This is a genomic window from Streptomyces griseiscabiei, assembly GCF_020010925.1.
Taxonomy (GTDB): domain Bacteria; phylum Actinomycetota; class Actinomycetes; order Streptomycetales; family Streptomycetaceae; genus Streptomyces; species Streptomyces griseiscabiei.
Window position 1 is genome coordinate 946,379 of record NZ_JAGJBZ010000003.1, and the last position, 21,535, is coordinate 967,913.

Below are 21,535 nucleotides of genomic sequence, written 5' to 3' on the forward strand. Positions count from 1 at the left end.
AATGAAGTCAGGCAGACGAACCGTCGCGGCGGCCACGCTCGTGGGGGCGCTCGGGCTCTCGGTGCTGAACGCGCCGGCGGCTCAGGCGGCGGACACCGGTATCACCGTGTCGGACATCGTCATCAACAAGGGCAAGCCGATCGTGGTCGGCACGACGAAGGAAGTGGCGCCGCCGATCTCCTTCAACATCGCCCTGCCGTCCGGGCAGAGCACCGCGAAGCCCTCCGGTTACACCGCGCACCCCTTCATCTACCGGGGTAGCAGGAGCAAGGCCGTCGACACCGGCGACGGCTACATCGGGCCGGGTATCTACACCTGTTTCGAGATCGACGCCAAGCATGCCCGCTGCGAGGGCGAGTTCCACATCGACCCGCACTGGAGCCGGAAGCAGGTCGACACCAACGCGGCGGCGACCACCTGGAAGACCGCTGTCGCGCTGCGCCTGTGGAAGTCCGGCGGCGGTCTCAAGACCGAGGAGTACGAGACCCGGTCCAAGACCGTGCAGCTCAAGCGCGCGGCCAGGGCCACCGTCGGGGCCACGCCGGAGACGGTCACCAAGGGCAAGAAGATCACCGTCACGGGCAAGCTGACCCGGGCGAACTGGAGCACCAAGAAGTACGGCGGCTACAGCGGCCGTACGGTCAGCCTCCAGTACCGCGCCTCGGACGCCACCTCGTTCAAGACGGTCAAGAAGGTCACCACCAGCTCCACCGGTGCCCTGAAGACCACGGTGAACGCCTCCGCCGACGGCTTCTACCGCTGGGTGTACTACGGCAACACCACGACCGACACCGCCACCAGCCCGGCGGCCTACGTCGACGTGCGCTGACCCCCTCAAGAGACCCCTCAGGACAGGGTCGGCACCTCGCCGCCCTCCGCCCGCGTCAGTGTGACCCCCGCCAAGCCGCGTAGCCGGCGGTCCGCCACGGCGGCCAACTCGTCGGCGGTCGGCGGGGAGTGGCCCAGGCCGATCGCGTAACGGGCGGGGGCCGTGGTGAAGGGGCGGGGCCAGGCGTGGCAGTCGGGGGCGAGGTCGGCGAGGTCCGTGATCAGGGCCCGCATCCTGCCCCGTACCCGGCCCTCGTCCGTGCTCCCGCCCCGGCCCCCCTCCACCGTCACGACCGCCCACGCGGCGTGGCGGCGGTGGAGCGGGGGAGGGGTGAGGAGGGCGGACAGGGGGCTGCCCTCCTCCAGCGACTCCCAGGCCCGGAACAGCTCTTGGGTGATCAGATCGCGCATGCCCGCCGTGACCTGGTCCGTGCAGGGACGGACCGGGGCCGAGGGGGTCGCGATCATGAGGGGGAGCGCGCACCGCTCGACCGCACCCACCGGCTCGCGCCAGTCCCACGCCGCCCAGGTCGCGAAGAAGTGCCGGAGGAGATCGGCGGGTGACCGCTCGCCGGCCTCGCGCGCGGTGCGGGCCGCCAGCACCGACCACGCCAGGCCCGGCAGCCCGCCGAACGGTGCCGAGTCCAGGCCCCGCGCCCTCGCCCATGCCTTGACCTGCCTGGCCAGCCCGGCGAAGGCCGGACCGTGGGCGCCCGCCGAGGCGAGTACCGCCTCCGCGTCGCTCACCGCGCTGAGCGCGATCGCCGCCGCCTCGCCCAGCTCGGTCCGTCGCGCCACCGCCTCCGCCGGGTCCATGGAACCCGTGGCCACGACCGCCAGATCCACCGCCAGCCCGTCGAGCCGCAGCCGCAGACCGGGTACGCGTGCCCCGACCACCTCCCGCACCTCGGCGGTCGCCCGGATCGACTCCTTCAACTTCCCTTCCACAGTCGCCAGTTCGGCCCTGCCCGGCAGCGCCGCCACCAGGTCCAGATCCGCGCCGGGCAGCGCGCAGCCCATGCGCCGGGAGCCGACCACATGCACGACACCGGAGGGGAACGCGTCGGTGAGGAGGCGGGTGACCCGGTCGGCCACGGCGGAGCCGGCGGCCTCGTCCCGGTACGGGGTCGGCGTCGGCTCCTCCCGCCAGCGCACCTCTCCCGTCCCCAGGCTCACCGTCGCCCGCACCCGCATCGGCTCGTCCCCGCGCCGCGACAGCAGCGCCAGCTCGCCGACCCCGGCCGACAGGGGGGTGAGCCGGGTCGCACACGCTGCGGCCAGGGCGTTCGGGTCGGTGGTGCGGCCCAGGCTCAGATGCGGGGTGAAGCCCTCCTGGCGCCCCCGGCAGCGCGGGAAGTGGCGTACGAGGGTGCTGTGCAGCTCGGCCCAGGGCTCCGCGCCCGCCGCCGCCGGGTCCAGCCACACCGTCGCGTCGTCCCGGTGCCCGAACCAGTGCACGCCCTCCAGCCGGGCGTCGAACGGCGAGGTCGTGGCCGTCGCGAGGACCGAGGCCGCCTCCTCGAAGGCGTGTTCCGGTACGAAGCCGAAGAGGACGTTCACATGCGGGGGCCAGCGGTGGATCTGCGGGTCGTTCCTCCGGCGGATCTCCTGGAGCGGCGGCCACAGCTCCTCGGGAGGCAGCCACGCCAGCGCCGTGCGGGCCGTCGGCCGGAGGTCGAGACGGGCGAGGCCGCTGTGCGGGGCCTCGGGCGCCACCTCCGCCCGGACCCCGTAGTGGTCCGAGACGAACAGCCCCTCCGCCGTGGGCGTGTCCCCGTACAGCTCGGCCGAGCGCACCCCCAGGCCCGCGCCGCGCAGCAGGACCCGGTCCAGCCGGGACGCCCGTCCGGACAGCGACGAGACCGCGGCCAGCGGGTTGGCGGTCGGGTCGAAGGTCGGTGTCGTGTCCGCCCGGCCGTGCGTCTCGCTCCACGCGTCCCGCATGCCCAGGGCCGACTGCGGGGTGTCGCCGCCGTCGTTGAAGTCGCCGAGGAGCAGCAGATCGGCGTCCAGGCCCGCCAACCCCTCGGCGAGACGGGCCAGTTCGGCGGTACGGCGACCGGCGCCGTCGGCCGAGTGGTCGCTGCTCAGATGCGTCGCCGCCACGACCAGGGGGTGCGCGCCCGTCTCCACCACCACGGCCGTCACCGCCTTGTGCGGGCCCAGCGCGTGGAACGCGGCCTCGCGCACCGGCAGCCGGCTCAGCAACAGCAGCCCGCACTCCGCCACGTCCCGCCCGGACGGGGCCGTGCCCAGGGTCCAGCCCTCCCGCAGCCAGGGCTCGCGCAGCAGCAGGGCCAACAGCTCCGCCTCGACCTCCTGCAACGCGATCACGTCCGCGTCCGCGTCCCGCAGGGCCCGCAGCAGCAGCGGTCTGCGCCGGGCGGTGTCGATGAGATCGGCGTCGTAGCGGTCCCAGAGGGTGTTCCAGGTCAGCACCCGGACGGAGGAGGCGGCAGCCTCTCGCGGTGAGCCGGTCGCGGGCGCCCAGCGCTCGCCGTCCCACGCGTGCGGTGTGCGCGCCGTGAAGAACGGCGCCCGGAGCAGCCGCGCCTCCCGTACGCGCCCCGCGTCCGTCGCGTCCATCCGGTCCACACCCGTGGCCCGGTCCCAGACCACCTCGCCGTCCGCCTCGAAGAACAGCACCCGGTGCCACGGGATCTCCCCGCCGGGCACGAACGCGGGCAGCGGGACCCGCTTGGGCGCGGCGTTGCGCTGCAGCACGCCGAGCACGAAACGGGCCGGGTCGAAGCGCGCGTCCCAGCGCACCCGGTGATAGATCTCCTCGCTCGTCCGCACGGTTCCTCAGACCTCTTTCTCAGATCTCGTCCTCTATGGTCCCGCTCGCCCCGACGTACCAGGTGCGGTGCGCGTCGCCCGGATAGGGCGGGGCGAAGCGGCGCAGCTGGCCGGTGAGCACCCCGGGCGGCACCGGATGCCGGCGCCGGGTGTCGCGTCGTACGAGTTCGTCCTCGTCGACCAGCACCACGGCGTGCGTGATCAGCGCGTCGCGGCGGTGCGCGACCGTGTGCACCAGCGAGCGCTGCTGATGGGTGAGCGAGGTGGCGTCCCACACCGTCGTCCCGCCGCCGGCCAGTGCCTCGTCCAGCCGGTCGAGCCCGGCGCGCAGGACGTCCGCGTTGGCGCGCTGATCGGCGCGCGCGCCGCGCGCCTCGCGCAGATCGTCCAGCGATATGTACGTGTCGACGCCCCCGAGAGCTCTCGCGAACGTGCTCTTGCCGCTGCCCGCCGGCCCGACCAGCTGGACCAGCCCCGGGAAGGCCCCCGACCGCCATCGCCAGGTCGCGGCGACGGCTCCCTCGACATCGCCGACGCGCCCCCGCGCGTACGCCTCCCGCGCCTCGGCCCGGCAGCGCAGAGCCGCCTCGGGCGGCAGCCCGGCGAACGCGTCCCGCAGGGCGGCCTCGTCCAGGGGCGCCACCTCTTCCGCGTGCAGCGCCGACCACTCCACCTGCTCCCGCGCCTCGTCCGTCACCGCCGTGGCCCGCGCGACCGCGTGCAGCGGCCCGAGGCCGGCGGCCAGGGACAGCCGGGCCAGGCCGGTGCGGCGGTCCTCGTCGGGATACGGCCGGTGCAGCGCGGGGTGCAGCCCCACCAGGTCCGCGACCCGGCGCGCGAGCGGCATGCCCACGACCCCGGCGAGCCGCGCCGCGACCCGGGCCCGCCGGCCGCCCCCTCCCTGGCGGTTCAGCACGGCGGCCAGGACGCCGGCGAGCCGGTCGTCCCCGGTCGCCTCCGCCGGTTCGAAGCGGGCGGCGGCCTCCTGGTCCCCCTCCCCGGGCAGCCCCACCGCCTCCGCCAGCGCCTCCGCGTCGGCGGGCGCGCCGGAGCGCACGGCCCACAGCGGCGCCCGCGCGCCCAGTCCGTTCTCCACGACCGCCGCGTGCATCCAGTGCGTGTCCGTCCGTACGTGCCCGGCCCGCACCCACTTCGCGACCCGCGCGCCGAACTCCTCCGCGCCGAAGCCGTCCACGACCCGGACGACGTACCCCTCCTGCCGTCCGAGGTCCAGCCGCAGCGCGCGCAGCGCCCGCTCGTCGAACACGCCCCGCCACAGCACGCGCGGCACGGGCACCCCGAGGCCGTGCAGGAAGGCCACCGTCCGGTCCCAGTCCAGGCAGCGCCCGTCCCCGTCCCACACCGAGAAGCCGTAGAACCAGCTGTCCAGGTCGTCGTAGGCGAGCGAATGCCGGGCGAACATGTTCTCGCCGCACACCCGCCAGCCCGCCGGGACGGCGTGGCCGATCCGGGCCTGGAGCGCCTTGACCCAGGTACGGGAGGGGTGGTGAGCGGAGTCGAGTGAGCGGGCGTGCACGCCGTCGCGGTACAGCGTCGTGTTCTCGCCGTCGAGCTTCTCCGTCACCACGACCTCGTGGCCGCGCAGCCCGGACAGGTCGGCGACCCGCAGATCGTCGGCGGTGGCGCCGGGGGACCAGGGCAGATGCCGGGTCCGTGGATAGTGCGTGCGCATGATGGATGTTCCCCGGTTCCCCCGTGCCGGCCGACTTACCTGATCAGCGTAGGAGCGCGGCTCGTGGGCGGGCGAGCGGATTATGCGGGCCCTAGGGTCCGGGTATGAAGCCCAGTGCGGGCGTCGGGCTCACATCGGCCATGGTGGCGCTCACGGTGACGACCGGCATGATCGAGGCCGTCAGCTTTCTCGTGCTCGGACCGGTGTTCACGGCCGTGCAGACCGGGAACCTGCTCTTCCTCTCCTTCGCGCTCACCGGTGCCGCCGGGCTGTCCCCGGCCGCCTCGGGCGTCTCGTTCGCCGGGTTCGTGGTCGGCGCGGTGCTCGGTTCCCGGTTCGAGTCCGGTGTGGACGCGCACGGCCGACGCTGGTTCGGGCCCGCGCTGGTCGTCGAGGCCGTGCTGCTGGGACTGGGTGGACTGGTCGCCTGGCGCACCGGCCTCGATGTGACGGGCGGTCCGGCGCAGGACCCCCACTACACCGTCGTCGCCCTGGTTGCCGTGGCCATGGGTGTCCGCAACGTCACCACCCTGCGGGCGCGGGTCGCGGACGTCCCCACCACGGTCTCCACCCGCGCCCTGACCGCGCTCCTCAGCGGTCTGCCGCCGCACCCCGACAGCCACGTCGGGGCGGGCGCCAGGAACGAGGGCCGCCGTCTCGCCTCGGTCGCCGCGATGTTCGGCGGCGGCCTGCTGGGCGCGTGGCTGCTGCTGCGAGTAGAAGTGCATCCGGCGCTGGTCCTGCTGATCCCCGCCGCGCTGGTCCTCGCCCTGGGCGCGGGCTACTGGGCGATGCGGCGGGGGCGTGCGCCGGAGCCGTCGGAGTCCGGCTGAATCGGGGCGCCCCCGCGAAGTCGCTGTGGATCATGGACGCATGAGTCTTCCAGTGAGCCGCCTCATCGGCGCCGTTCTCGTACTCGCCGGAATCAGCGGCGCCCTCTGGGCGGCCCTCGGCGTACCCCAGGACTGGACCGGGGGGATGCGGTGGATGCGGACCGTGCTGGCGCTGACGTCCTTGGGGGCGATCGGCCTGGCGGCCCGCCTCATATATCCCGATCGCGCGGCGGACGCCCCGGACGACGCCCCGGACCGTGTCGACGGCACCCGGGTTTGACGTCCGTCACTCTCGGGGTAATCTCTCCGGCTCGATTGGCGGAGCCGGTGGGCCGTATGGCAGACTAGCGGGGTTGCTCGGTCGAGTGTTGATGCTGCGCGCCTCCCGCCGGGAGGACCGGAAGCGAGTCCCACAGTACTCGTCGCCCCAACTGCCTTACGGCAGCGCTGGAGCGGACGTACGGGAATCTTTCGGGAAGTGTCAGTGCGGCGCCGGCCAGGCACCCGGTGGGCTTCTGCCCCCGGCCCGCGGCTGAAGGTGGGGCCGTGTTTCCCGGACAGGGGATGCTCGAACAAGGGGCATCTGTGTCAGCGGAAGCGCGACACGCCCGACCGCGTGGGTCGGAGGGGCGGGTGAACGGAACACCGGGTTCCAGAGCGTTAAACGAGACAAAGGACTACTGAGTAGCCATGGCGGGACAGAAGATCCGCATCCGGCTCAAGGCCTACGACCACGAGGTCATCGACTCCTCGGCGAAGAAGATCGTCGAGACGGTGACCCGCACTGGTGCGTCGGTCGCGGGCCCGGTGCCGCTGCCCACTGAGAAGAACGTGTACTGCGTCATCAAGTCGCCGCACAAGTACAAGGACTCGCGCGAGCACTTCGAGATGCGCACGCACAAGCGCCTGATCGACATCCTCGACCCGACGCCCAAGACCGTTGACTCTCTGATGCGACTCGACCTTCCGGCCGGTGTCGACATCGAGATCAAGCTCTAGGGATCGGTGATCTGAGAATGGCTAAGCAGATCAAGGGAATCCTGGGCGAGAAGCTCGGCATGACGCAGGTGTGGGACGAGAACAACCGTGTTGTTCCGGTCACCGTCGTCAAGGCCAGCCCCAACGTCGTGACCCAGGTCCGTACGAACGATGTCGACGGCTACGAGTCGGTCCAGATCGCCTTCGGCGAGATCGACCCGCGCAAGGTGAACAAGCCCCTCAAGGGTCACTTCGCCAAGGCCGACGTCACCCCCCGCCGTCACCTCGTCGAGATCCGCACCGCGGACGCCTCCGAGTACACGCTGGGCCAGGAGATCTCCGCCGAGGTCTTCGAGGCCGGCGTCAAGGTGGACGTGACCGGCAAGAGCAAGGGCAAGGGCTTCGCCGGTGTCATGAAGCGTCACAACTTCAAGGGCCTCGGCGCCGGTCACGGCACCCAGCGCAAGCACCGCTCTCCCGGCTCCATCGGTGGCTGCGCCACCCCGGGCCGTGTGTTCAAGGGCCTCCGCATGGCGGGTCGCATGGGCAACGAGCGGGTCACCACCCAGAACCTGACCGTCCACGCCGTTGACGCGGAGAAGGGTCTGCTGCTCATCAAGGGCGCGGTTCCCGGTCCGAACGGCGGCCTCGTCCTGGTCCGCACCGCGGCCAAGGGGGCCTGAGGTACCGATGAGCACTGTTGACATCCTTTCGCCTGCCGGCGAGAAGACCGGAAGCGTCGAACTCCCCGCGGAGATCTTCGGCGTGGAGAAGGTCAGCATCCCGCTGATCCACCAGGTCGTCGTCGCGCAGAACGCGGCTGCCCGTCAGGGCACGCACAAGACGAAGACCCGTGGCGAGGTCCGTGGTGGCGGCAAGAAGCCGTACCGCCAGAAGGGCACCGGCCGCGCCCGTCAGGGCTCGACCCGCGCGCCGCAGTTCGCCGGTGGTGGCGTCGTCCACGGCCCGCAGCCGCGTGACTACTCGCAGCGGACGCCCAAGAAGATGAAGGCCGCGGCCCTGCGCCACGCCCTCACCGACCGGGCCCGCCACAACCGCATCCACGTCGTCTCCGGCGTGATCGAGGGCGAGAACCCCTCCACGAAGGCCGCCAAGTCGCTGTTCGGCAAGATCTCGGAGCGCAAGAACCTGCTCCTGGTCGTCGAGCGCGCCGACGAGGCCGCGTGGCTCTCCGCCCGCAACCTGCCCCAGGTGCACATCCTGGAGCCGGGCCAGCTGAACACGTACGACGTGATCGTCTCCGACGATGTGGTCTTCACCCAGGGTGCCCTGGAGTCCTTCGTGTCCGGCCCGAACAAGGCCAACGACACCGAAGGGACTGAGGTCTGATGGCTATCCGTCACCCCTCTATCGCCTCCAAGGCGGCCAAGGCCGCCAAGGTCGCTCGCGTCGCCAAGGCGAAGCGCCACGCCACCGAGGGCAAGAACACCGTCGTCACCGCGCCCAGCAAGGCGTTCACGGACCACCGTGACGTGCTGCTGAAGCCGGTCGTGTCGGAGAAGAGCTACGCGCTCCTCGACGAGGGCAAGTACACGTTCATCGTGGCCCCCAACGCCAACAAGACCCAGATCAAGCAGGCCGTCCAGGCGGTCTTCTCGGTCAAGGTCACCGGCGTGAACACGCTCAACCGCCAGGGCAAGCGCAAGCGCACGAAGACCGGTTTCGGTCAGCGTGCGGGCAGCAAGCGCGCGATCGTGACCCTTGCCGAGGGCGACCGTATCGACATCTTCGGCGGTCCGACCGCTTAAGCGGGTCGGATCGTCCGATATCGGACGAGGACTGAGAAATGGGAATCCGCAAGTACAAGCCGACTACGCCGGGCCGTCGCGGCTCCAGCGTCGCCGACTTCGTCGAGATCACGCGGTCCACGCCGGAGAAGTCGCTGGTCCGCCCCCTGCACAGCAAGGGCGGCCGTAACAACGCCGGTCGTGTGACCGTTCGTCACCAGGGTGGCGGACACAAGCGCGCCTACCGTGTCATCGACTTCCGTCGGCACGACAAGGACGGCGTGCCGGCGAAGGTCGCGCACATCGAGTACGACCCCAACCGCACCGCGCGCATCGCGCTGCTGCACTACGCGGACGGCGAGAAGCGCTACATCCTCGCCCCCCGCAACCTGTCGCAGGGCGACCGCGTCGAGAACGGTCCCGGGGCCGACATCAAGCCGGGCAACAACCTGGCGCTCCGCAACATCCCGGTCGGTACCACGATCCACGCGATCGAGCTCCGTCCCGGTGGCGGCGCCAAGTTCGCCCGCTCCGCCGGTACCTCCGTGCAGCTGCTCGCGAAGGAGGGCGCCTACGCCCACCTCCGCATGCCGTCCGGTGAGATCCGCCTGGTCGACGTGCGCTGCCGCGCCACCGTCGGCGAGGTCGGCAACGCCGAGCAGAGCAACATCAACTGGGGCAAGGCCGGCCGCAAGCGCTGGCTGGGCGTCCGCCCGACCGTTCGCGGTGTGGCGATGAACCCGGTTGACCACCCCCACGGTGGTGGTGAGGGCAAGACCTCCGGTGGTCGCCACCCGGTCAGCCCCTGGGGTCAGAAGGAGGGTCGTACTCGCTCGCCGAAGAAGGCTTCGAGCAAGTACATCGTCCGCCGCCGCAAGACGAACAAGAAGCGCTAGGAGCGGGTTTAGATGCCGCGCAGTCTCAAGAAGGGGCCCTTCGTCGACGGACACCTCATCAAGAAGGTGGACGTACAGAACGAAGCCGGCACCAAGAACGTCATCAAGACCTGGTCCCGTCGCTCGATGATCATCCCGGCCATGCTCGGCCACACGATCGCGGTGCACAACGGCAAGACCCACATTCCGGTGTTCGTCACCGAGTCGATGGTCGGCCACAAGCTCGGCGAGTTCTCGCCGACGCGCACCTTCCGGGGTCACGTCAAGGACGACCGGAAGTCGAAGCGCCGCTAACGCGGGGTGGAATCGACCATGACAGACACTGGAAGGACAACCATGGAAGCCAGGGCCCAGGCGCGGTACATCCGCGTCACGCCCATGAAGGCCCGCCGCGTGGTGGACCTCATCCGTGGCATGGACGCCACGGAGGCTCAGGCGGTCCTGCGTTTCGCCCCGCAGGCCGCGAGCGTGCCGGTCGGCAAGGTGCTGGACAGCGCCATTGCCAACGCCGCACACAACTACGACCACACGGACGCCTCTTCGCTGGTCATCAGCGAGGCGTACGTGGACGAGGGCCCGACCCTGAAGCGGTTCCGTCCGCGTGCCCAGGGCCGTGCCTACCGGATCCGCAAGCGGACCAGCCACATCACCGTGGTCGTCAGCAGCAAGGAAGGAACCCGGTAATGGGCCAGAAGGTAAACCCGCATGGGTTCCGGCTCGGTGTCACGACCGACTTCAAGTCGCGTTGGTACGCCGACAAGCTGTACAAGGACTACGTCAAGGAAGACGTCGCCATCCGTCGGATGATGACGTCCGGCATGGAGCGCGCCGGCATCTCGAAGGTGGAGATCGAGCGCACCCGTGACCGCGTCCGCGTCGACATCCACACCGCGCGTCCGGGCATCGTCATCGGCCGCCGCGGCGCCGAGGCCGACCGTATCCGCGGCGACCTCGAGAAGCTGACCGGCAAGCAGGTCCAGCTGAACATCCTCGAGGTCAAGAGCCCGGAGACGGACGCTCAGCTGGTGGCCCAGGCCGTCGCCGAGCAGCTGTCCTCCCGCGTCTCCTTCCGTCGCGCCATGCGTAAGAGCATGCAGGGCACGATGAAGGCCGGCGCCAAGGGCATCAAGATCCAGTGCGGTGGCCGCCTCGGTGGCGCCGAGATGTCCCGCTCGGAGTTCTACCGCGAGGGCCGTGTGCCCCTGCACACGCTCCGCGCGAACGTGGACTACGGCTTCTTCGAGGCCAAGACGACCTTCGGCCGCATCGGTGTGAAGGTCTGGATCTACAAGGGCGACGTCAAGAACATCGCCGAGGTCCGCGCCGAGAACGCCGCTGCCCGCGCCGGCAACCGCCCGGCCCGTGGCGGCGCTGACCGCCCCGCCGGCCGTGGTGGCCGCGGTGGCGAGCGTGGCGGTCGCGGTCGTAAGCCGCAGCAGGCTGCCGGCGCCGAGGCCCCCAAGGCCGAGGCTCCCGCCGCCGCCGCTCCGGCTGAGAGCACCGGAACGGAGGCCTGAGGGACATGCTGATCCCCCGTAGGGTCAAGCACCGCAAGCAGCACCACCCGAAGCGCCGTGGCCAGGCCAAGGGCGGTACGACGGTCGCGTTCGGCGAGTACGGCATTCAGGCCCTCACGCCGGCGTACGTGACCAACCGCCAGATCGAGGCGGCCCGTATCGCCATGACCCGCCACATCAAGCGTGGTGGCAAGGTCTGGATCAACATCTACCCGGACCGCCCGCTCACGAAGAAGCCTGCCGAGACCCGCATGGGTTCCGGTAAGGGTTCGCCGGAGTGGTGGATCGCGAACGTGCACCCGGGCCGGGTCATGTTCGAGCTGTCCTACCCCAACGAGAAGATCGCCCGTGAGGCCCTGACTCGCGCAGCCCACAAGCTGCCGATGAAGTGCCGGATCGTCAAGCGCGAGGCAGGTGAAGCGTGATGTCGGCCGGTACCAAGGCGTCCGAGCTGCGCGAACTGGGTGACGAGGAGCTTCTGGGCAAGCTCCGCGAAGCCAAGGAAGAGCTGTTCAACCTCCGCTTCCAGGCGGCGACCGGTCAGCTCGAGAACCACGGTCGGCTCAAGGCCGTCCGCAAGGACATCGCGCGGATCTACACCCTGATGCGTGAGCGCGAGCTGGGCATCGAGACGGTGGAGAGCGCCTGATGAGCGAGAGCAATGTGACTGAGACGAACACCGAGTCGCGCGGATTCCGCAAGACCCGTGAGGGCATCGTCGTCAGCGACAAGATGGACAAGACCGTCGTCGTCGCTGTCGAGGACCGCAAGAAGCACGCCCTGTACGGCAAGGTCATCCGCAGCACGAGCAAGCTCAAGGCGCACGACGAGCAGAACGCCGCCGGCGTCGGCGACCGTGTCCTCCTCATGGAGACCCGGCCGCTGTCCGCCACGAAGCACTGGCGTGTCGTCGAGATCCTCGAGAAGGCCAAGTAATTCCTGCGGCCAACCCCGCAGGTCAGTTCCGCCAGGCTCGGCAGGGGTCCTCGTGACTGAGGCCCCTGCCGGGAACCGGCAGACAATCAGGAGATAGACGTGATCCAGCAGGAGTCGCGACTGCGTGTCGCCGACAACACTGGTGCGAAGGAGATCCTTTGCATCCGTGTGCTCGGTGGCTCCGGTCGCCGCTACGCGGGCATCGGTGACGTCATCGTCGCCACCGTCAAGGACGCGATCCCCGGCGGCAACGTGAAGAAGGGTGACGTCATCAAGGCGGTCATCGTTCGCACCGTCAAGGAGCGCCGCCGTCCGGACGGCTCGTACATCCGCTTCGACGAGAACGCCGCTGTCATTCTCAAGAACGACGGCGACCCTCGTGGCACCCGTATCTTCGGCCCGGTCGGCCGGGAGCTGCGCGAGAAGAAGTTCATGAAGATCATCTCGCTCGCGCCGGAGGTGCTGTAAGCATGAAGATCAAGAAGGGCGACCTGGTCCAGGTCATCACCGGTAAGGACAAGGGCAAGCAGGGCAAGGTCATCGCGGCCTTCCCCCGCGAGGACCGCGTCCTGGTCGAGGGTGTCAACCGGGTCAAGAAGCACACCAAGGCCGGCCCCACCGCCAAGGGTTCGCAGGCCGGCGGCATCGTCACGGTCGAGGCGTCGATCCACGTCTCCAACGTCCAGCTGGTCGTGGAGAAGGACGGCAAGAAGGTCGTCACGCGTGTCGGTTACCGCTTCGACGACGAGGGCAACAAGGTTCGCGTTGCCAAGCGGACGGGTGAGGACATCTGATGGCTACCACCACCACTCCGCGTCTCAAGACGAAGTACCGCGAGGAGATCGCGGGCAAGCTGCAGGAAGAGTTCTCCTACGAGAACGTCATGCAGACCCCGGGCCTCGTCAAGATCGTGGTCAACATGGGTGTGGGCGACGCCGCCCGCGACTCCAAGCTGATCGAGGGCGCCATCCGCGACCTCACCACGATCACCGGGCAGAAGCCGGCCGTCACCAAGGCCCGCAAGTCCATCGCGCAGTTCAAGCTGCGTGAGGGCCAGCCGATCGGTGCCCACGTCACGCTCCGTGGCGACCGCATGTGGGAGTTCCTGGACCGCACCCTGTCGCTCGCGCTCCCGCGCATCCGCGACTTCCGTGGTCTGTCCCCCAAGCAGTTCGACGGCCGTGGCAACTACACCTTCGGTCTCACCGAGCAGGTCATGTTCCACGAGATCGACCAGGACAAGATCGACCGTACCCGGGGTATGGACATCACCGTGGTGACCACGGCGACCAACGACGCTGAGGGCCGCGCCCTCCTTCGTCACCTCGGCTTCCCCTTCAAGGAGGCGTGAGCGAGATGGCGAAGAAGGCTCTGATCGCGAAGGCTGCTCGCAAGCCCAAGTTCGGCGTGCGTGGCTACACGCGCTGCCAGCGCTGCGGCCGTCCCCACTCCGTGTACCGCAAGTTCGGCCTGTGCCGCGTGTGCCTCCGTGAGATGGCTCACCGTGGCGAGCTGCCGGGCGTGACCAAGAGCTCCTGGTAGTCCCTGCTTTTCAGGGATTCCCGAAGCTCTCGGTAAGCACTGGGCGTGTCAGGCGCCCTCCCTTCCATGGCTTAGGCTTGGAGGGTTGGGCGCCTGACGGTCGCCCGATACGACTTACTACGCCGTAGGTCCCCGCACCGCACCCGTCCCGCCACCGAGTGGGGAGAGGGATGGCGCATACAGGAAACCCCGGCGAGAGAGGCCGAAGGCCAATTCATGACCATGACTGATCCGATCGCAGACATGCTTACGCGTCTGCGGAACGCGAACTCGGCATACCACGACTCCGTGACGATGCCGGCATCGAAGATCAAGTCTCACATCGCGGAGATCCTCCAGCAGGAGGGCTTCATCACGGGCTGGAAGGTCGAGGACGCCGAGGTCGGCAAGAACCTCGTCCTGGAGCTGAAGTTCGGCCCCAACCGTGAGCGCTCCATCGCGGGCATCAAGCGGATCTCCAAGCCCGGTCTCCGGGTTTACGCGAAGTCCACCTCCCTGCCCAAGGTGCTGGGCGGCCTCGGCGTGGCGATCATCTCCACGTCGCACGGGCTCCTCACCGACAAGCAGGCCGGCAAGAAGGGCGTAGGCGGAGAAGTTCTCGCCTACGTCTGGTAGCGGAAAGGAATCGGAGGAAAAAGCTATGTCGCGTATTGGCAAGCTCCCCATCACGGTTCCCGCCGGCGTGGACGTCACCATCGACGGCCGTACGGTCTCGGTCAAGGGCCCCAAGGGCTCGCTGACCCACACCGTCGCTTCGCCGATCGACATCGCCAAGGGTGAGGACGGCGTTCTCAACGTCACCCGCCCCAACGACGAGCGTCAGAACAAGGCCCTGCACGGCCTGTCCCGCACGCTGGTGGCGAACATGATCACCGGCGTGACCACGGGTTACGTGAAGAAGCTCGAAATCAGCGGTGTCGGTTACCGAGTGCAGGCCAAGGGTTCGAACCTCGAGTTCGCGCTCGGCTACAGCCACCCGATCACCGTCGAGGCGCCCGAGGGCATCACCTTCAAGGTGGAGAACCCCACCCGGTTCTCGGTCGAGGGCATCGACAAGCAGAAGGTCGGCGAGGTTGCGGCCAACATCCGCAAGCTGCGCAAGCCCGACCCGTACAAGGCCAAGGGCGTCAAGTACGAGGGCGAAGTCATCCGCCGCAAGGTCGGAAAGGCGGGTAAGTAAGCCATGGCATACGGTACGAAGATCGCTAAGGGCGACGCTTACAAGCGTGCAGCCATCAAGCGGCGCCACATCCGGATCCGTAAGAAGGTCAACGGTACGGCTGAGCGTCCCCGCCTGGTCGTGACCCGCTCGAACCGCCACATCGTGGCCCAGGTGATCGACGACCTCAAGGGTCACACCCTTGCGTCGGCGTCCACCCTGGACTCGTCGATCCGCGGTGCGTCCGAGGACAAGTCGGCGCAGGCCGGCAAGGTCGGCGCCCTGGTCGCCGAGCGTGCCAAGGCCGCCGGTGTCGAGGCCGTTGTGTTCGACCGAGGTGGTAACCGGTATGCGGGTCGCATCGCGGCCCTGGCCGACGCCGCCCGCGAGGCCGGGCTCAAGTTCTGAGCTCGCTGCGTAGCTAGCGGAAAGAGAGAGGTAAATCCAATGGCTGGACCCCAGCGCCGCGGTGGCGGTGCCGGTGGCGGCGAGCGGCGGGACCGGAAGGGCCGTGACGGCGGCGCAGCTGCCGCCGAGAAGACCGCGTACGTTGAGCGCGTTGTCGCGATCAACCGCGTCGCCAAGGTTGTGAAGGGTGGTCGTCGCTTCAGCTTCACTGCGCTCGTCGTAGTGGGCGACGGTGACGGCACCGTGGGTGTCGGTTACGGCAAGGCCAAGGAGGTGCCGGCCGCCATCGCCAAGGGTGTTGAGGAGGCCAAGAAGCACTTCTTCAAGGTCCCCCGTATCCAGGGCACCATCCCGCACCCGATCACGGGCGAGAAGGCCGCGGGCGTCGTCCTGCTCAAGCCTGCTTCCCCCGGTACCGGCGTCATCGCCGGTGGCCCGGTGCGTGCCGTGCTCGAGTGCGCCGGTGTGCACGACATCCTGTCGAAGTCGCTCGGTTCGTCGAACGCGATCAACATCGTGCACGCGACCGTGGAGGCCCTGAAGGGTCTGCAGCGTCCCGAGGAGATCGCGGCCCGCCGCGGTCTGCCCCTCGAGGACGTCGCTCCCGCGGCCCTGCTGCGTGCGCGTGCCGGGGCCGGTGCTGCGTGATGGCACAGCTCAAGATCACGCAGACGAAGTCGTACATCGGCAGCAAGCAGAACCACCGTGACACCCTGCGTTCCCTTGGTCTCAAGGGCATCAACACGCAGGTCGTCAAGGAGGACCGCCCCGAGTTCCGCGGCATGGTGCACACCGTCCGCCACCTCGTGACGGTCGAGGAGGTCGACTGATCATGGCGGAGAACAACCCGCTCAAGATCCACAACCTCCGTCCCGCCCCCGGCGCCAAGACCGCCAAGACCCGTGTCGGTCGTGGTGAGGCGTCGAAGGGTAAGACGGCCGGTCGTGGTACCAAGGGCACGAAGGCCCGTTACCAGGTTCCGGAGCGCTTCGAGGGTGGCCAGATGCCCCTCCACATGCGTCTCCCGAAGCTGAAGGGCTTCAAGAACCCGTTCAAGACGGAGTTCCAGGTCGTGAACCTGGACAAGCTCGCCGCCCTCTACCCCGAGGGTGGGGAGGTCACCGTTGCCGACCTGGTCGACAAGGGTGCCGTCCGCAAGAACAGCCTCGTCAAGGTCCTCGGACAGGGCGAGATCTCCGTGGCGCTGCAGGTGACGGTCGACGCCGTCTCCGGCTCCGCCAAGGAGAAGATCACCGCCGCCGGCGGTACCGTCACCGAGCTCGTCTGAACACAACAGGCGTCTCGATGACTTGAGCGATCCCGACCGGGGATACCCCACAAATGGGGTATCCCCGGTTGGTCGTTCCTAGGGAGGCGGTCCCGCCGGTAAGGTGGCCTGCACTGTGCGTTTTCACAGGGGACCCCTCACCGGGCACTCGCCGCGGCAGTTAAACGTTACGTAAGTCGTCCTCATCAGAATCTCAAAACAGTCACCCTTGACGCAGTAGCGCGGGGGTCGCAGGAGGCACCGTGCTCACCGCGTTCGCCCGGGCGTTCAAGACGCCCGACCTGCGCAAGAAGCTGCTCTTCACGCTCGGCATCATCGTGATCTACCGGATCGGCACGCACATCCCGATCCCGGGTGTCGACTACCGCGCCGTCCAGTTCTGCATCGACCAGGCCCAGACCAACTCGGGTCTGTTCGGTCTGGTGAACATGTTCAGCGGTGGCGCGCTGCTGCAGATCACGATCTTCGCGCTCGGCATCATGCCGTACATCACGGCGAGCATCATTCTGCAGCTGCTGACCGTGGTGATCCCGCGTCTGGAAGCCCTGAAGAAGGAGGGGCAGGCCGGTACCGCGAAGATCACGCAGTACACGCGTTATCTGACGGTGGCCCTGGCGGTCCTCCAGGGCACCGGCCTCGTCGCCACCGCCCGCAGTGGCTCGCTGTTCAGCGGCTGTGCGCAGGCCAGCGGGATCGTACCCGACCCTTCGATCTTCACCACCATGGTCATGGTGATCACCATGACCGCCGGTACGGCCGTCGTCATGTGGCTCGGTGAGCTGATCACCGACCGCGGCATCGGCAACGGCATGTCGATCCTGATGTTCATCTCGATCGCCGCCACCTTCCCGTCCGCCCTGTGGGCCATCAAGGAGCAGGGCGACCTGGCGGGCGGCTGGATCGAGTTCGGCATCGTCATCGCCGTCGGCCTCGTCATGGTCGCGCTCGTCGTCTTCGTCGAGCAGGCCCAGCGCCGTGTCCCGGTCCAGTACGCGAAGCGCATGATCGGCCGCCGTTCCTACGGCGGTACATCGACCTACATTCCGTTGAAGGTCAACCAGGCGGGCATCATCCCTGTGATTTTCGCCTCGTCGCTGCTCTATATTCCGGCGCTCATCGTGCAGTTCTCGAACTCCACGGCGGGCTGGGCGACTTGGGTCCAGAAGAATCTCGCGGACACCGCAGCTCCGGCGCACATCACGATCTACTTCTTCCTCATCATCTTCTTCGCCTTCTTCTACGTGGCCATCTCGTTCAACCCCGAGGAAGTCGCGGACAACATGAAGAAGTATGGTGGCTTCATCCCGGGCATCCGGGCTGGCCGACCGACCGCTGAGTACCTGAGTTACGTACTCAACCGGATCACCTGGCCGGGTTCGCTGTACTTGGGTCTGATCGCTCTCGTGCCGACAATGGCGTTGGCGCCGCTCGGGGCAAACCAGAACTTCCCGTTCGGCGGTACCAGCATCCTGATCATCGTGGGTGTGGGTCTGGAGACGGTGAAGCAGATCGAGAGCCAGCTCCAGCAGCGCAATTACGAAGGGTTCCTCCGCTGATGCGTATCGTCCTCGTCGGGCCGCCTGGTGCCGGTAAGGGAACGCAGGCCGCGTTCCTCGCCCAGAACCTGTCGATCCCGCACATCTCCACGGGCGACCTGTTCCGGGCCAACATCAGCAAGCAGACGGAGCTCGGCAAACTCGCGAAGTCCTACATGGACAAGGGCGAGCTGGTGCCGGACGAGGTCACCATCGCGATGGCCAAGGACCGCATGGAGCAGCCGGACGCCGAGCACGGCTTCCTGCTCGACGGCTTCCCGCGCAACGTCTCGCAGGCCGAGGCGCTGGACGTGACGCTCCAGGAAGAGTCCATGAACCTGGACGCGGTGCTGGACCTGGAGGTCCCCGAGGAGGAGGTCGTCAAGCGGATCGCCGGCCGGCGCATCTGCCGCAACGACTCCGCCCACGTCTTCCACGTCACGTACAAGAAGCCGAAGCAGGAAGGCGTCTGCGACGTCTGCGGCGGCGAGCTGTACCAGCGTGACGACGACTCCGAGGAGACCGTCCGCAAGCGCCTGGAGGTCTACCACACCCAGACCGAGCCGATCATCGACTACTACAAGGCCCAGGGCCTCGTGGTGACGATCTCGGCGCTCGGCCCGGTGGAGGAAGTCACCACGCGCGCCATGGAGGCGCTCAAGCGCGAGGACGGCGGCCAGTAAGGTCGTCGGTCGGTACATAGGCCGCGGTGCCCGGGAAGGGTGCCGCGGCCGTACTGTTGTGTAGGCAGTTTTCATCGGTACGCAGTCACGGAAGACGGAGAGCGCAGGCCCCCATGGTGCAGATCAAGAGCCCCGAGCAGATCGCCAAGATGCGCGAGGCGGGGCTGGTCGTCGCCGCGATCCACGCGGCCACCCGGGAGGCCGCCGTGCCGGGCGCCTCCACGAAGGACCTCGACGAGGTCGCCCGCAAGGTGCTCGCGGAGCACGGGGCGAAGTCGAACTTCCTCGGGTACGGCGGCTTCCCGGCGACGATCTGCACGTCGGTGAACGAGGTCGTCGTGCACGGCATCCCGAGCGACGAGGTCGTCCTGAAGGACGGCGACATCATCTCGATCGACTGCGGCGCGATCGTCGACGGCTGGCACGGGGACGCCGCCTACACCGCCTTCGTGGGTTCCGGTCACGCCCCGGAGCTGATCGAGCTCTCCCGGGTGACCGAGGAGTCCATGTGGGCCGGCATCGCCGCGATGAAGGTGGGCAACCGGCTGGTCGACGTCTCGCGCGCCATCGAGACGTACATCCGCCGGCAGCCGAAGCCGGGCGGCGGGAAGTACGGGATCGTCGAGGACTACGGCGGCCACGGCATCGGCACCGAGATGCACATGGACCCGCATCTGCTGAACTACGTCGAGCGGCGCCGGGGCAAGGGGCCGAAGCTGGTGCCCGGGTTCTGTCTCGCGATCGAGCCGATGGTGGCGCTGGGGACGCCGAAGACCAAGGTCCTGGCGGACGACTGGACCGTGGTGTCCACGGACGGGACGTGGTCGTCGCACTGGGAGCACTCGGTGGCGCTCACGGCGGAGGGGCCGCTGGTGCTCACCGCCCCCGACGGCGGCAAGGCGAAGCTGGCGGAGTTCGGGATCGTCGCGGCTCCTGACCCGGTGGGCTGAGGGTCCGTCGCGGGGCGCGGGGCGTGGGGCTTCTCGCGCGGTTCCCCGCCCCCCTTTCAAGGGCGCTTCCGCGGGGCGGCGTAAGGATCTTCAGCCTTGGGCATGCATACCGAATTCGTGTTTCTGGAGGCCCTGGCGTAGACTGACTCGTCGGCTCTCGTGTTCCCGTGTGTCCTCATTCGGTTACGCGGAGTCGATCAAGGTAGTCGATTCGAAGGGCGAAGCGTGGCCAAGAAGCAAGGTGCCATCGAGATCGAGGGCACTGTCGTCGAGTCTCTTCCGAACGCCATGTTCAAGGTCGAGCTCCAGAACGGCCACCAGGTCCTGGCACACATCAGCGGCAAGATGCGTATGCACTACATCCGCATCCTCCCTGACGACCGGGTCGTGGTGGAGCTGTCTCCGTACGACCTGACGCGTGGCCGGATCGTCTACCGCTACAAGTAGATCCCTCTGACTCGGAGAACCTCGATCCCATGAAGGTCAAGCCGAGCGTCAAGAAGATCTGCGACAAGTGCAGGGTGATCCGCCGTCACGGTCGGGTCATGGTCATCTGCGAGAACCCGCGCCACAAGCAGCGCCAGGGCTGACGCACGTTCGACCACTCCCTCTGCATCTACATCGCAGGGATTCGCGCGACGCGAGCTGAATTTGTTCATATGCAGGACCCAGACACGGCTCTACGACGTGTCTGACACCCCCGGCTCGGAGGCCGGGGACCCAGTCCGTACCTAATCCTCACGACAGAGGAGGCCGGCGGCTGGGGTTCGGTTCTGTGGAAGACCTCCGACAATCACCAGGAGCCATTGAATGGCACGCGTTTCCGGTGTTGACATCCCGCGCGACAAGCGCGTGGAGGTCGCCCTCACCTACGTGTTCGGCATCGGCCGGACCCTCTCCCAGGAGACGCTGGCAGCGACCGGCGTCAACCCGAACACCCGCGTTCGCGACCTCTCCGAGGAGCAGCTCGTCGCGATCCGCGAGTACGTGGACAACAACATCAAGACCGAGGGTGACCTCCGTCGCGAGGTCCAGGCCGACATCCGCCGCAAGGTCGAGATCGGTTGCTACCAGGGCCTCCGTCACCGTCGTGGTCTGCCCGTCCGCGGTCAGCGCACCAGCACGAACGCCCGCACCCGCAAGGGCCCGCGTCGCGCCATCGCCGGTAAGAAGAAGCCGGGCAAGAAGTAGTCCTCAGCGGACAACGCTTCATCAGCGGTCTTCGCTGTAGGACCGACCACCTCCCCGTAGGAGTTTGTAGATGCCCCCCAAGGGTCGTCAGGGCGCTGCCAAGAAGGTGCGCCGCAAGGAAAAGAAGAACGTCGCTCACGGCCACGCGCACATCAAGAGCACGTTCAACAACACGATCGTCTCGATCACGGACCCCTCGGGCAACGTGATCTCCTGGGCCTCCGCCGGCCACGTCGGCTTCAAGGGCTCCCGGAAGTCCACGCCGTTCGCCGCGCAGATGGCCGCCGAGTCGGCCGCCCGTCGCGCGCAGGAGCACGGCATGCGCAAGGTCGACGTGTTCGTCAAGGGCCCGGGTTCGGGTCGTGAGACGGCCATCCGTTCGCTGCAGGCGACCGGTCTCGAGGTCGGCTCCATCCAGGACGTCACGCCCACCCCGCACAACGGCTGCCGTCCCCCCAAGCGCCGCCGCGTCTGACCCTTCGGGTCGGTCGTACGACTGCTTGGTCTGAGGTTTTCGGGCGGTACGGCTCTTACGGGGCGTACCGCCCGTA

33 protein-coding genes are annotated in these 21,535 nt (G+C 68.5%); 31 read left to right on the forward strand and 2 right to left on the reverse strand.

Annotated elements, in window-relative coordinates:
• Position 1 precedes the first annotated feature (1 nt).
• Positions 2-829, forward strand: a complete 828-nt coding sequence (locus J8M51_RS38150; protein WP_216589670.1) for a hypothetical protein — start codon at positions 2-4, stop codon at positions 827-829.
• A gap of 17 nt (positions 830-846) precedes the next feature.
• Here the strand turns inward: J8M51_RS38150 and J8M51_RS38155 are convergent, their stop codons facing one another.
• Together J8M51_RS38155 and J8M51_RS38160 are read right to left on the reverse strand one after the other, a co-directional pair.
• The gene (locus J8M51_RS38155) at positions 847-3,627 is read right to left on the reverse strand and encodes a poly(A) polymerase (RefSeq protein WP_267299859.1); all 2,781 of its coding nucleotides are present in this window, start codon (positions 3,625-3,627) and stop codon (positions 847-849) included.
• Between the two features lie 19 nt (positions 3,628-3,646).
• Complete coding sequence (locus tag J8M51_RS38160; RefSeq protein ID WP_086752848.1) at positions 3,647-5,320, reverse strand: RNA ligase family protein; 1,674 nt, start codon at positions 5,318-5,320, stop codon at positions 3,647-3,649.
• A 104-nt stretch (positions 5,321-5,424) separates the two neighbouring features.
• Between J8M51_RS38160 and J8M51_RS38165 the strand changes: the two genes are divergently transcribed.
• The 30 genes from J8M51_RS38165 to rpsK all read left to right on the forward strand — a co-directional run bounded on the left by J8M51_RS38165 (position 5,425) and on the right by rpsK (position 21,459).
• Positions 5,425-6,153 carry a YoaK family protein gene (locus J8M51_RS38165; RefSeq protein ID WP_086752851.1) on the forward strand — a complete coding sequence of 243 codons (729 nt, stop codon included), beginning with the start codon at positions 5,425-5,427 and terminating at the stop codon, positions 6,151-6,153.
• A 40-nt stretch (positions 6,154-6,193) separates the two neighbouring features.
• A complete protein-coding gene (locus J8M51_RS38170) occupies positions 6,194-6,433 on the forward strand; it encodes a hypothetical protein (protein WP_143673084.1) in 240 nt (79 codons plus the stop codon).
• A 410-nt stretch (positions 6,434-6,843) separates the two neighbouring features.
• Positions 6,844-7,152 carry a 30S ribosomal protein S10 gene (rpsJ, locus tag J8M51_RS38175; protein ID WP_003948644.1) on the forward strand — a complete coding sequence of 103 codons (309 nt, stop codon included), beginning with the start codon at positions 6,844-6,846 and terminating at the stop codon, positions 7,150-7,152.
• 17 nt (positions 7,153-7,169) lie between these two features.
• The gene (rplC, locus tag J8M51_RS38180; protein WP_020118531.1) at positions 7,170-7,814 is read left to right on the forward strand and encodes a 50S ribosomal protein L3; all 645 of its coding nucleotides are present in this window, start codon (positions 7,170-7,172) and stop codon (positions 7,812-7,814) included.
• A 7-nt stretch (positions 7,815-7,821) separates the two neighbouring features.
• Positions 7,822-8,481, forward strand: a complete 660-nt coding sequence (gene rplD / locus J8M51_RS38185; protein ID WP_086752855.1) for a 50S ribosomal protein L4 — start codon at positions 7,822-7,824, stop codon at positions 8,479-8,481.
• Complete coding sequence (gene rplW / locus J8M51_RS38190) at positions 8,481-8,900, forward strand: 50S ribosomal protein L23 (protein WP_086752857.1); 420 nt, start codon at positions 8,481-8,483, stop codon at positions 8,898-8,900. The genes rplD and rplW overlap by 1 nt, the downstream gene beginning before the upstream one ends.
• A 38-nt stretch (positions 8,901-8,938) precedes the next feature.
• Complete coding sequence (gene rplB / locus J8M51_RS38195; RefSeq protein ID WP_060883629.1) at positions 8,939-9,775, forward strand: 50S ribosomal protein L2; 837 nt, start codon at positions 8,939-8,941, stop codon at positions 9,773-9,775.
• Positions 9,776-9,787: 12 nt separating this feature from the next.
• Positions 9,788-10,069, forward strand: a complete 282-nt coding sequence (rpsS, locus tag J8M51_RS38200) for a 30S ribosomal protein S19 (protein WP_013001415.1) — start codon at positions 9,788-9,790, stop codon at positions 10,067-10,069.
• Positions 10,070-10,111: 42 nt separating this feature from the next.
• Positions 10,112-10,459 (forward strand): 50S ribosomal protein L22, encoded by a 348-nt coding sequence (rplV, locus tag J8M51_RS38205; RefSeq protein ID WP_004571827.1) that lies wholly within the window; start codon positions 10,112-10,114, stop codon positions 10,457-10,459.
• Positions 10,459-11,292, forward strand: coding sequence for a 30S ribosomal protein S3 (rpsC, locus tag J8M51_RS38210; RefSeq protein WP_005481221.1), 834 nt, complete (start codon positions 10,459-10,461; stop codon positions 11,290-11,292). Before rplV ends, rpsC begins: the two co-directional genes overlap by 1 nt.
• Positions 11,293-11,297: 5 nt before the next feature.
• Positions 11,298-11,717, forward strand: coding sequence for a 50S ribosomal protein L16 (gene rplP, locus J8M51_RS38215; RefSeq protein WP_004927269.1), 420 nt, complete (start codon positions 11,298-11,300; stop codon positions 11,715-11,717).
• Entirely contained in the window at positions 11,717-11,941 is a 225-nt protein-coding gene (gene rpmC, locus J8M51_RS38220) for a 50S ribosomal protein L29 (protein ID WP_086752859.1), read from the forward strand. Before rplP ends, rpmC begins: the two co-directional genes overlap by 1 nt.
• Positions 11,941-12,228, forward strand: coding sequence for a 30S ribosomal protein S17 (gene rpsQ, locus J8M51_RS38225; protein WP_086752861.1), 288 nt, complete (start codon positions 11,941-11,943; stop codon positions 12,226-12,228). Before rpmC ends, rpsQ begins: the two co-directional genes overlap by 1 nt.
• A gap of 99 nt (positions 12,229-12,327) precedes the next feature.
• Entirely contained in the window at positions 12,328-12,696 is a 369-nt protein-coding gene (rplN, locus tag J8M51_RS38230) for a 50S ribosomal protein L14 (RefSeq protein ID WP_003992364.1), read from the forward strand.
• A gap of 2 nt (positions 12,697-12,698) precedes the next feature.
• On the forward strand, positions 12,699-13,022 hold the full coding sequence (rplX, locus tag J8M51_RS38235; RefSeq protein ID WP_086752863.1) for a 50S ribosomal protein L24: 324 nt from the start codon (positions 12,699-12,701) through the stop codon (positions 13,020-13,022).
• Positions 13,022-13,579 carry a 50S ribosomal protein L5 gene (gene rplE / locus J8M51_RS38240; RefSeq protein WP_005481216.1) on the forward strand — a complete coding sequence of 186 codons (558 nt, stop codon included), beginning with the start codon at positions 13,022-13,024 and terminating at the stop codon, positions 13,577-13,579. Before rplX ends, rplE begins: the two co-directional genes overlap by 1 nt.
• 5 nt (positions 13,580-13,584) lie before the next feature.
• A complete protein-coding gene (locus J8M51_RS38245; RefSeq protein WP_003948630.1) occupies positions 13,585-13,770 on the forward strand; it encodes a type Z 30S ribosomal protein S14 in 186 nt (61 codons plus the stop codon).
• Between the two features lie 216 nt (positions 13,771-13,986).
• Positions 13,987-14,385, forward strand: coding sequence for a 30S ribosomal protein S8 (rpsH, locus tag J8M51_RS38250; RefSeq protein WP_013001411.1), 399 nt, complete (start codon positions 13,987-13,989; stop codon positions 14,383-14,385).
• Positions 14,386-14,410: 25 nt separating this feature from the next.
• The gene (gene rplF / locus J8M51_RS38255; protein ID WP_086752865.1) at positions 14,411-14,950 is read left to right on the forward strand and encodes a 50S ribosomal protein L6; all 540 of its coding nucleotides are present in this window, start codon (positions 14,411-14,413) and stop codon (positions 14,948-14,950) included.
• Between the two features lie 3 nt (positions 14,951-14,953).
• Positions 14,954-15,337, forward strand: coding sequence for a 50S ribosomal protein L18 (rplR, locus tag J8M51_RS38260; RefSeq protein WP_005481210.1), 384 nt, complete (start codon positions 14,954-14,956; stop codon positions 15,335-15,337).
• 39 nt (positions 15,338-15,376) lie between these two features.
• On the forward strand, positions 15,377-15,985 hold the full coding sequence (rpsE, locus tag J8M51_RS38265; protein WP_013001409.1) for a 30S ribosomal protein S5: 609 nt from the start codon (positions 15,377-15,379) through the stop codon (positions 15,983-15,985).
• Complete coding sequence (gene rpmD, locus J8M51_RS38270) at positions 15,985-16,167, forward strand: 50S ribosomal protein L30 (protein ID WP_005481207.1); 183 nt, start codon at positions 15,985-15,987, stop codon at positions 16,165-16,167. The genes rpsE and rpmD overlap by 1 nt, the downstream gene beginning before the upstream one ends.
• A gap of 2 nt (positions 16,168-16,169) precedes the next feature.
• Positions 16,170-16,625 carry a 50S ribosomal protein L15 gene (rplO, locus tag J8M51_RS38275; protein WP_005481206.1) on the forward strand — a complete coding sequence of 152 codons (456 nt, stop codon included), beginning with the start codon at positions 16,170-16,172 and terminating at the stop codon, positions 16,623-16,625.
• A gap of 242 nt (positions 16,626-16,867) precedes the next feature.
• On the forward strand, positions 16,868-18,181 hold the full coding sequence (secY, locus tag J8M51_RS38280) for a preprotein translocase subunit SecY (protein WP_086752867.1): 1,314 nt from the start codon (positions 16,868-16,870) through the stop codon (positions 18,179-18,181).
• Positions 18,181-18,843 (forward strand): adenylate kinase, encoded by a 663-nt coding sequence (locus tag J8M51_RS38285; RefSeq protein ID WP_086752869.1) that lies wholly within the window; start codon positions 18,181-18,183, stop codon positions 18,841-18,843. The genes secY and J8M51_RS38285 overlap by 1 nt, the downstream gene beginning before the upstream one ends.
• Before the next feature lie 113 nt (positions 18,844-18,956).
• A complete protein-coding gene (map, locus tag J8M51_RS38290) occupies positions 18,957-19,793 on the forward strand; it encodes a type I methionyl aminopeptidase (protein ID WP_086752871.1) in 837 nt (278 codons plus the stop codon).
• 225 nt (positions 19,794-20,018) lie between these two features.
• Entirely contained in the window at positions 20,019-20,240 is a 222-nt protein-coding gene (infA, locus tag J8M51_RS38295) for a translation initiation factor IF-1 (RefSeq protein WP_003948620.1), read from the forward strand.
• Positions 20,241-20,269: 29 nt separating this feature from the next.
• Complete coding sequence (gene rpmJ / locus J8M51_RS38300; RefSeq protein WP_003998809.1) at positions 20,270-20,383, forward strand: 50S ribosomal protein L36; 114 nt, start codon at positions 20,270-20,272, stop codon at positions 20,381-20,383.
• 220 nt (positions 20,384-20,603) lie between these two features.
• Positions 20,604-20,984 carry a 30S ribosomal protein S13 gene (rpsM, locus tag J8M51_RS38305; RefSeq protein WP_086752873.1) on the forward strand — a complete coding sequence of 127 codons (381 nt, stop codon included), beginning with the start codon at positions 20,604-20,606 and terminating at the stop codon, positions 20,982-20,984.
• 70 nt (positions 20,985-21,054) lie between these two features.
• Positions 21,055-21,459 (forward strand): 30S ribosomal protein S11, encoded by a 405-nt coding sequence (rpsK, locus tag J8M51_RS38310; protein WP_003956432.1) that lies wholly within the window; start codon positions 21,055-21,057, stop codon positions 21,457-21,459.
• Positions 21,460-21,535: the final 76 nt, after the last annotated feature.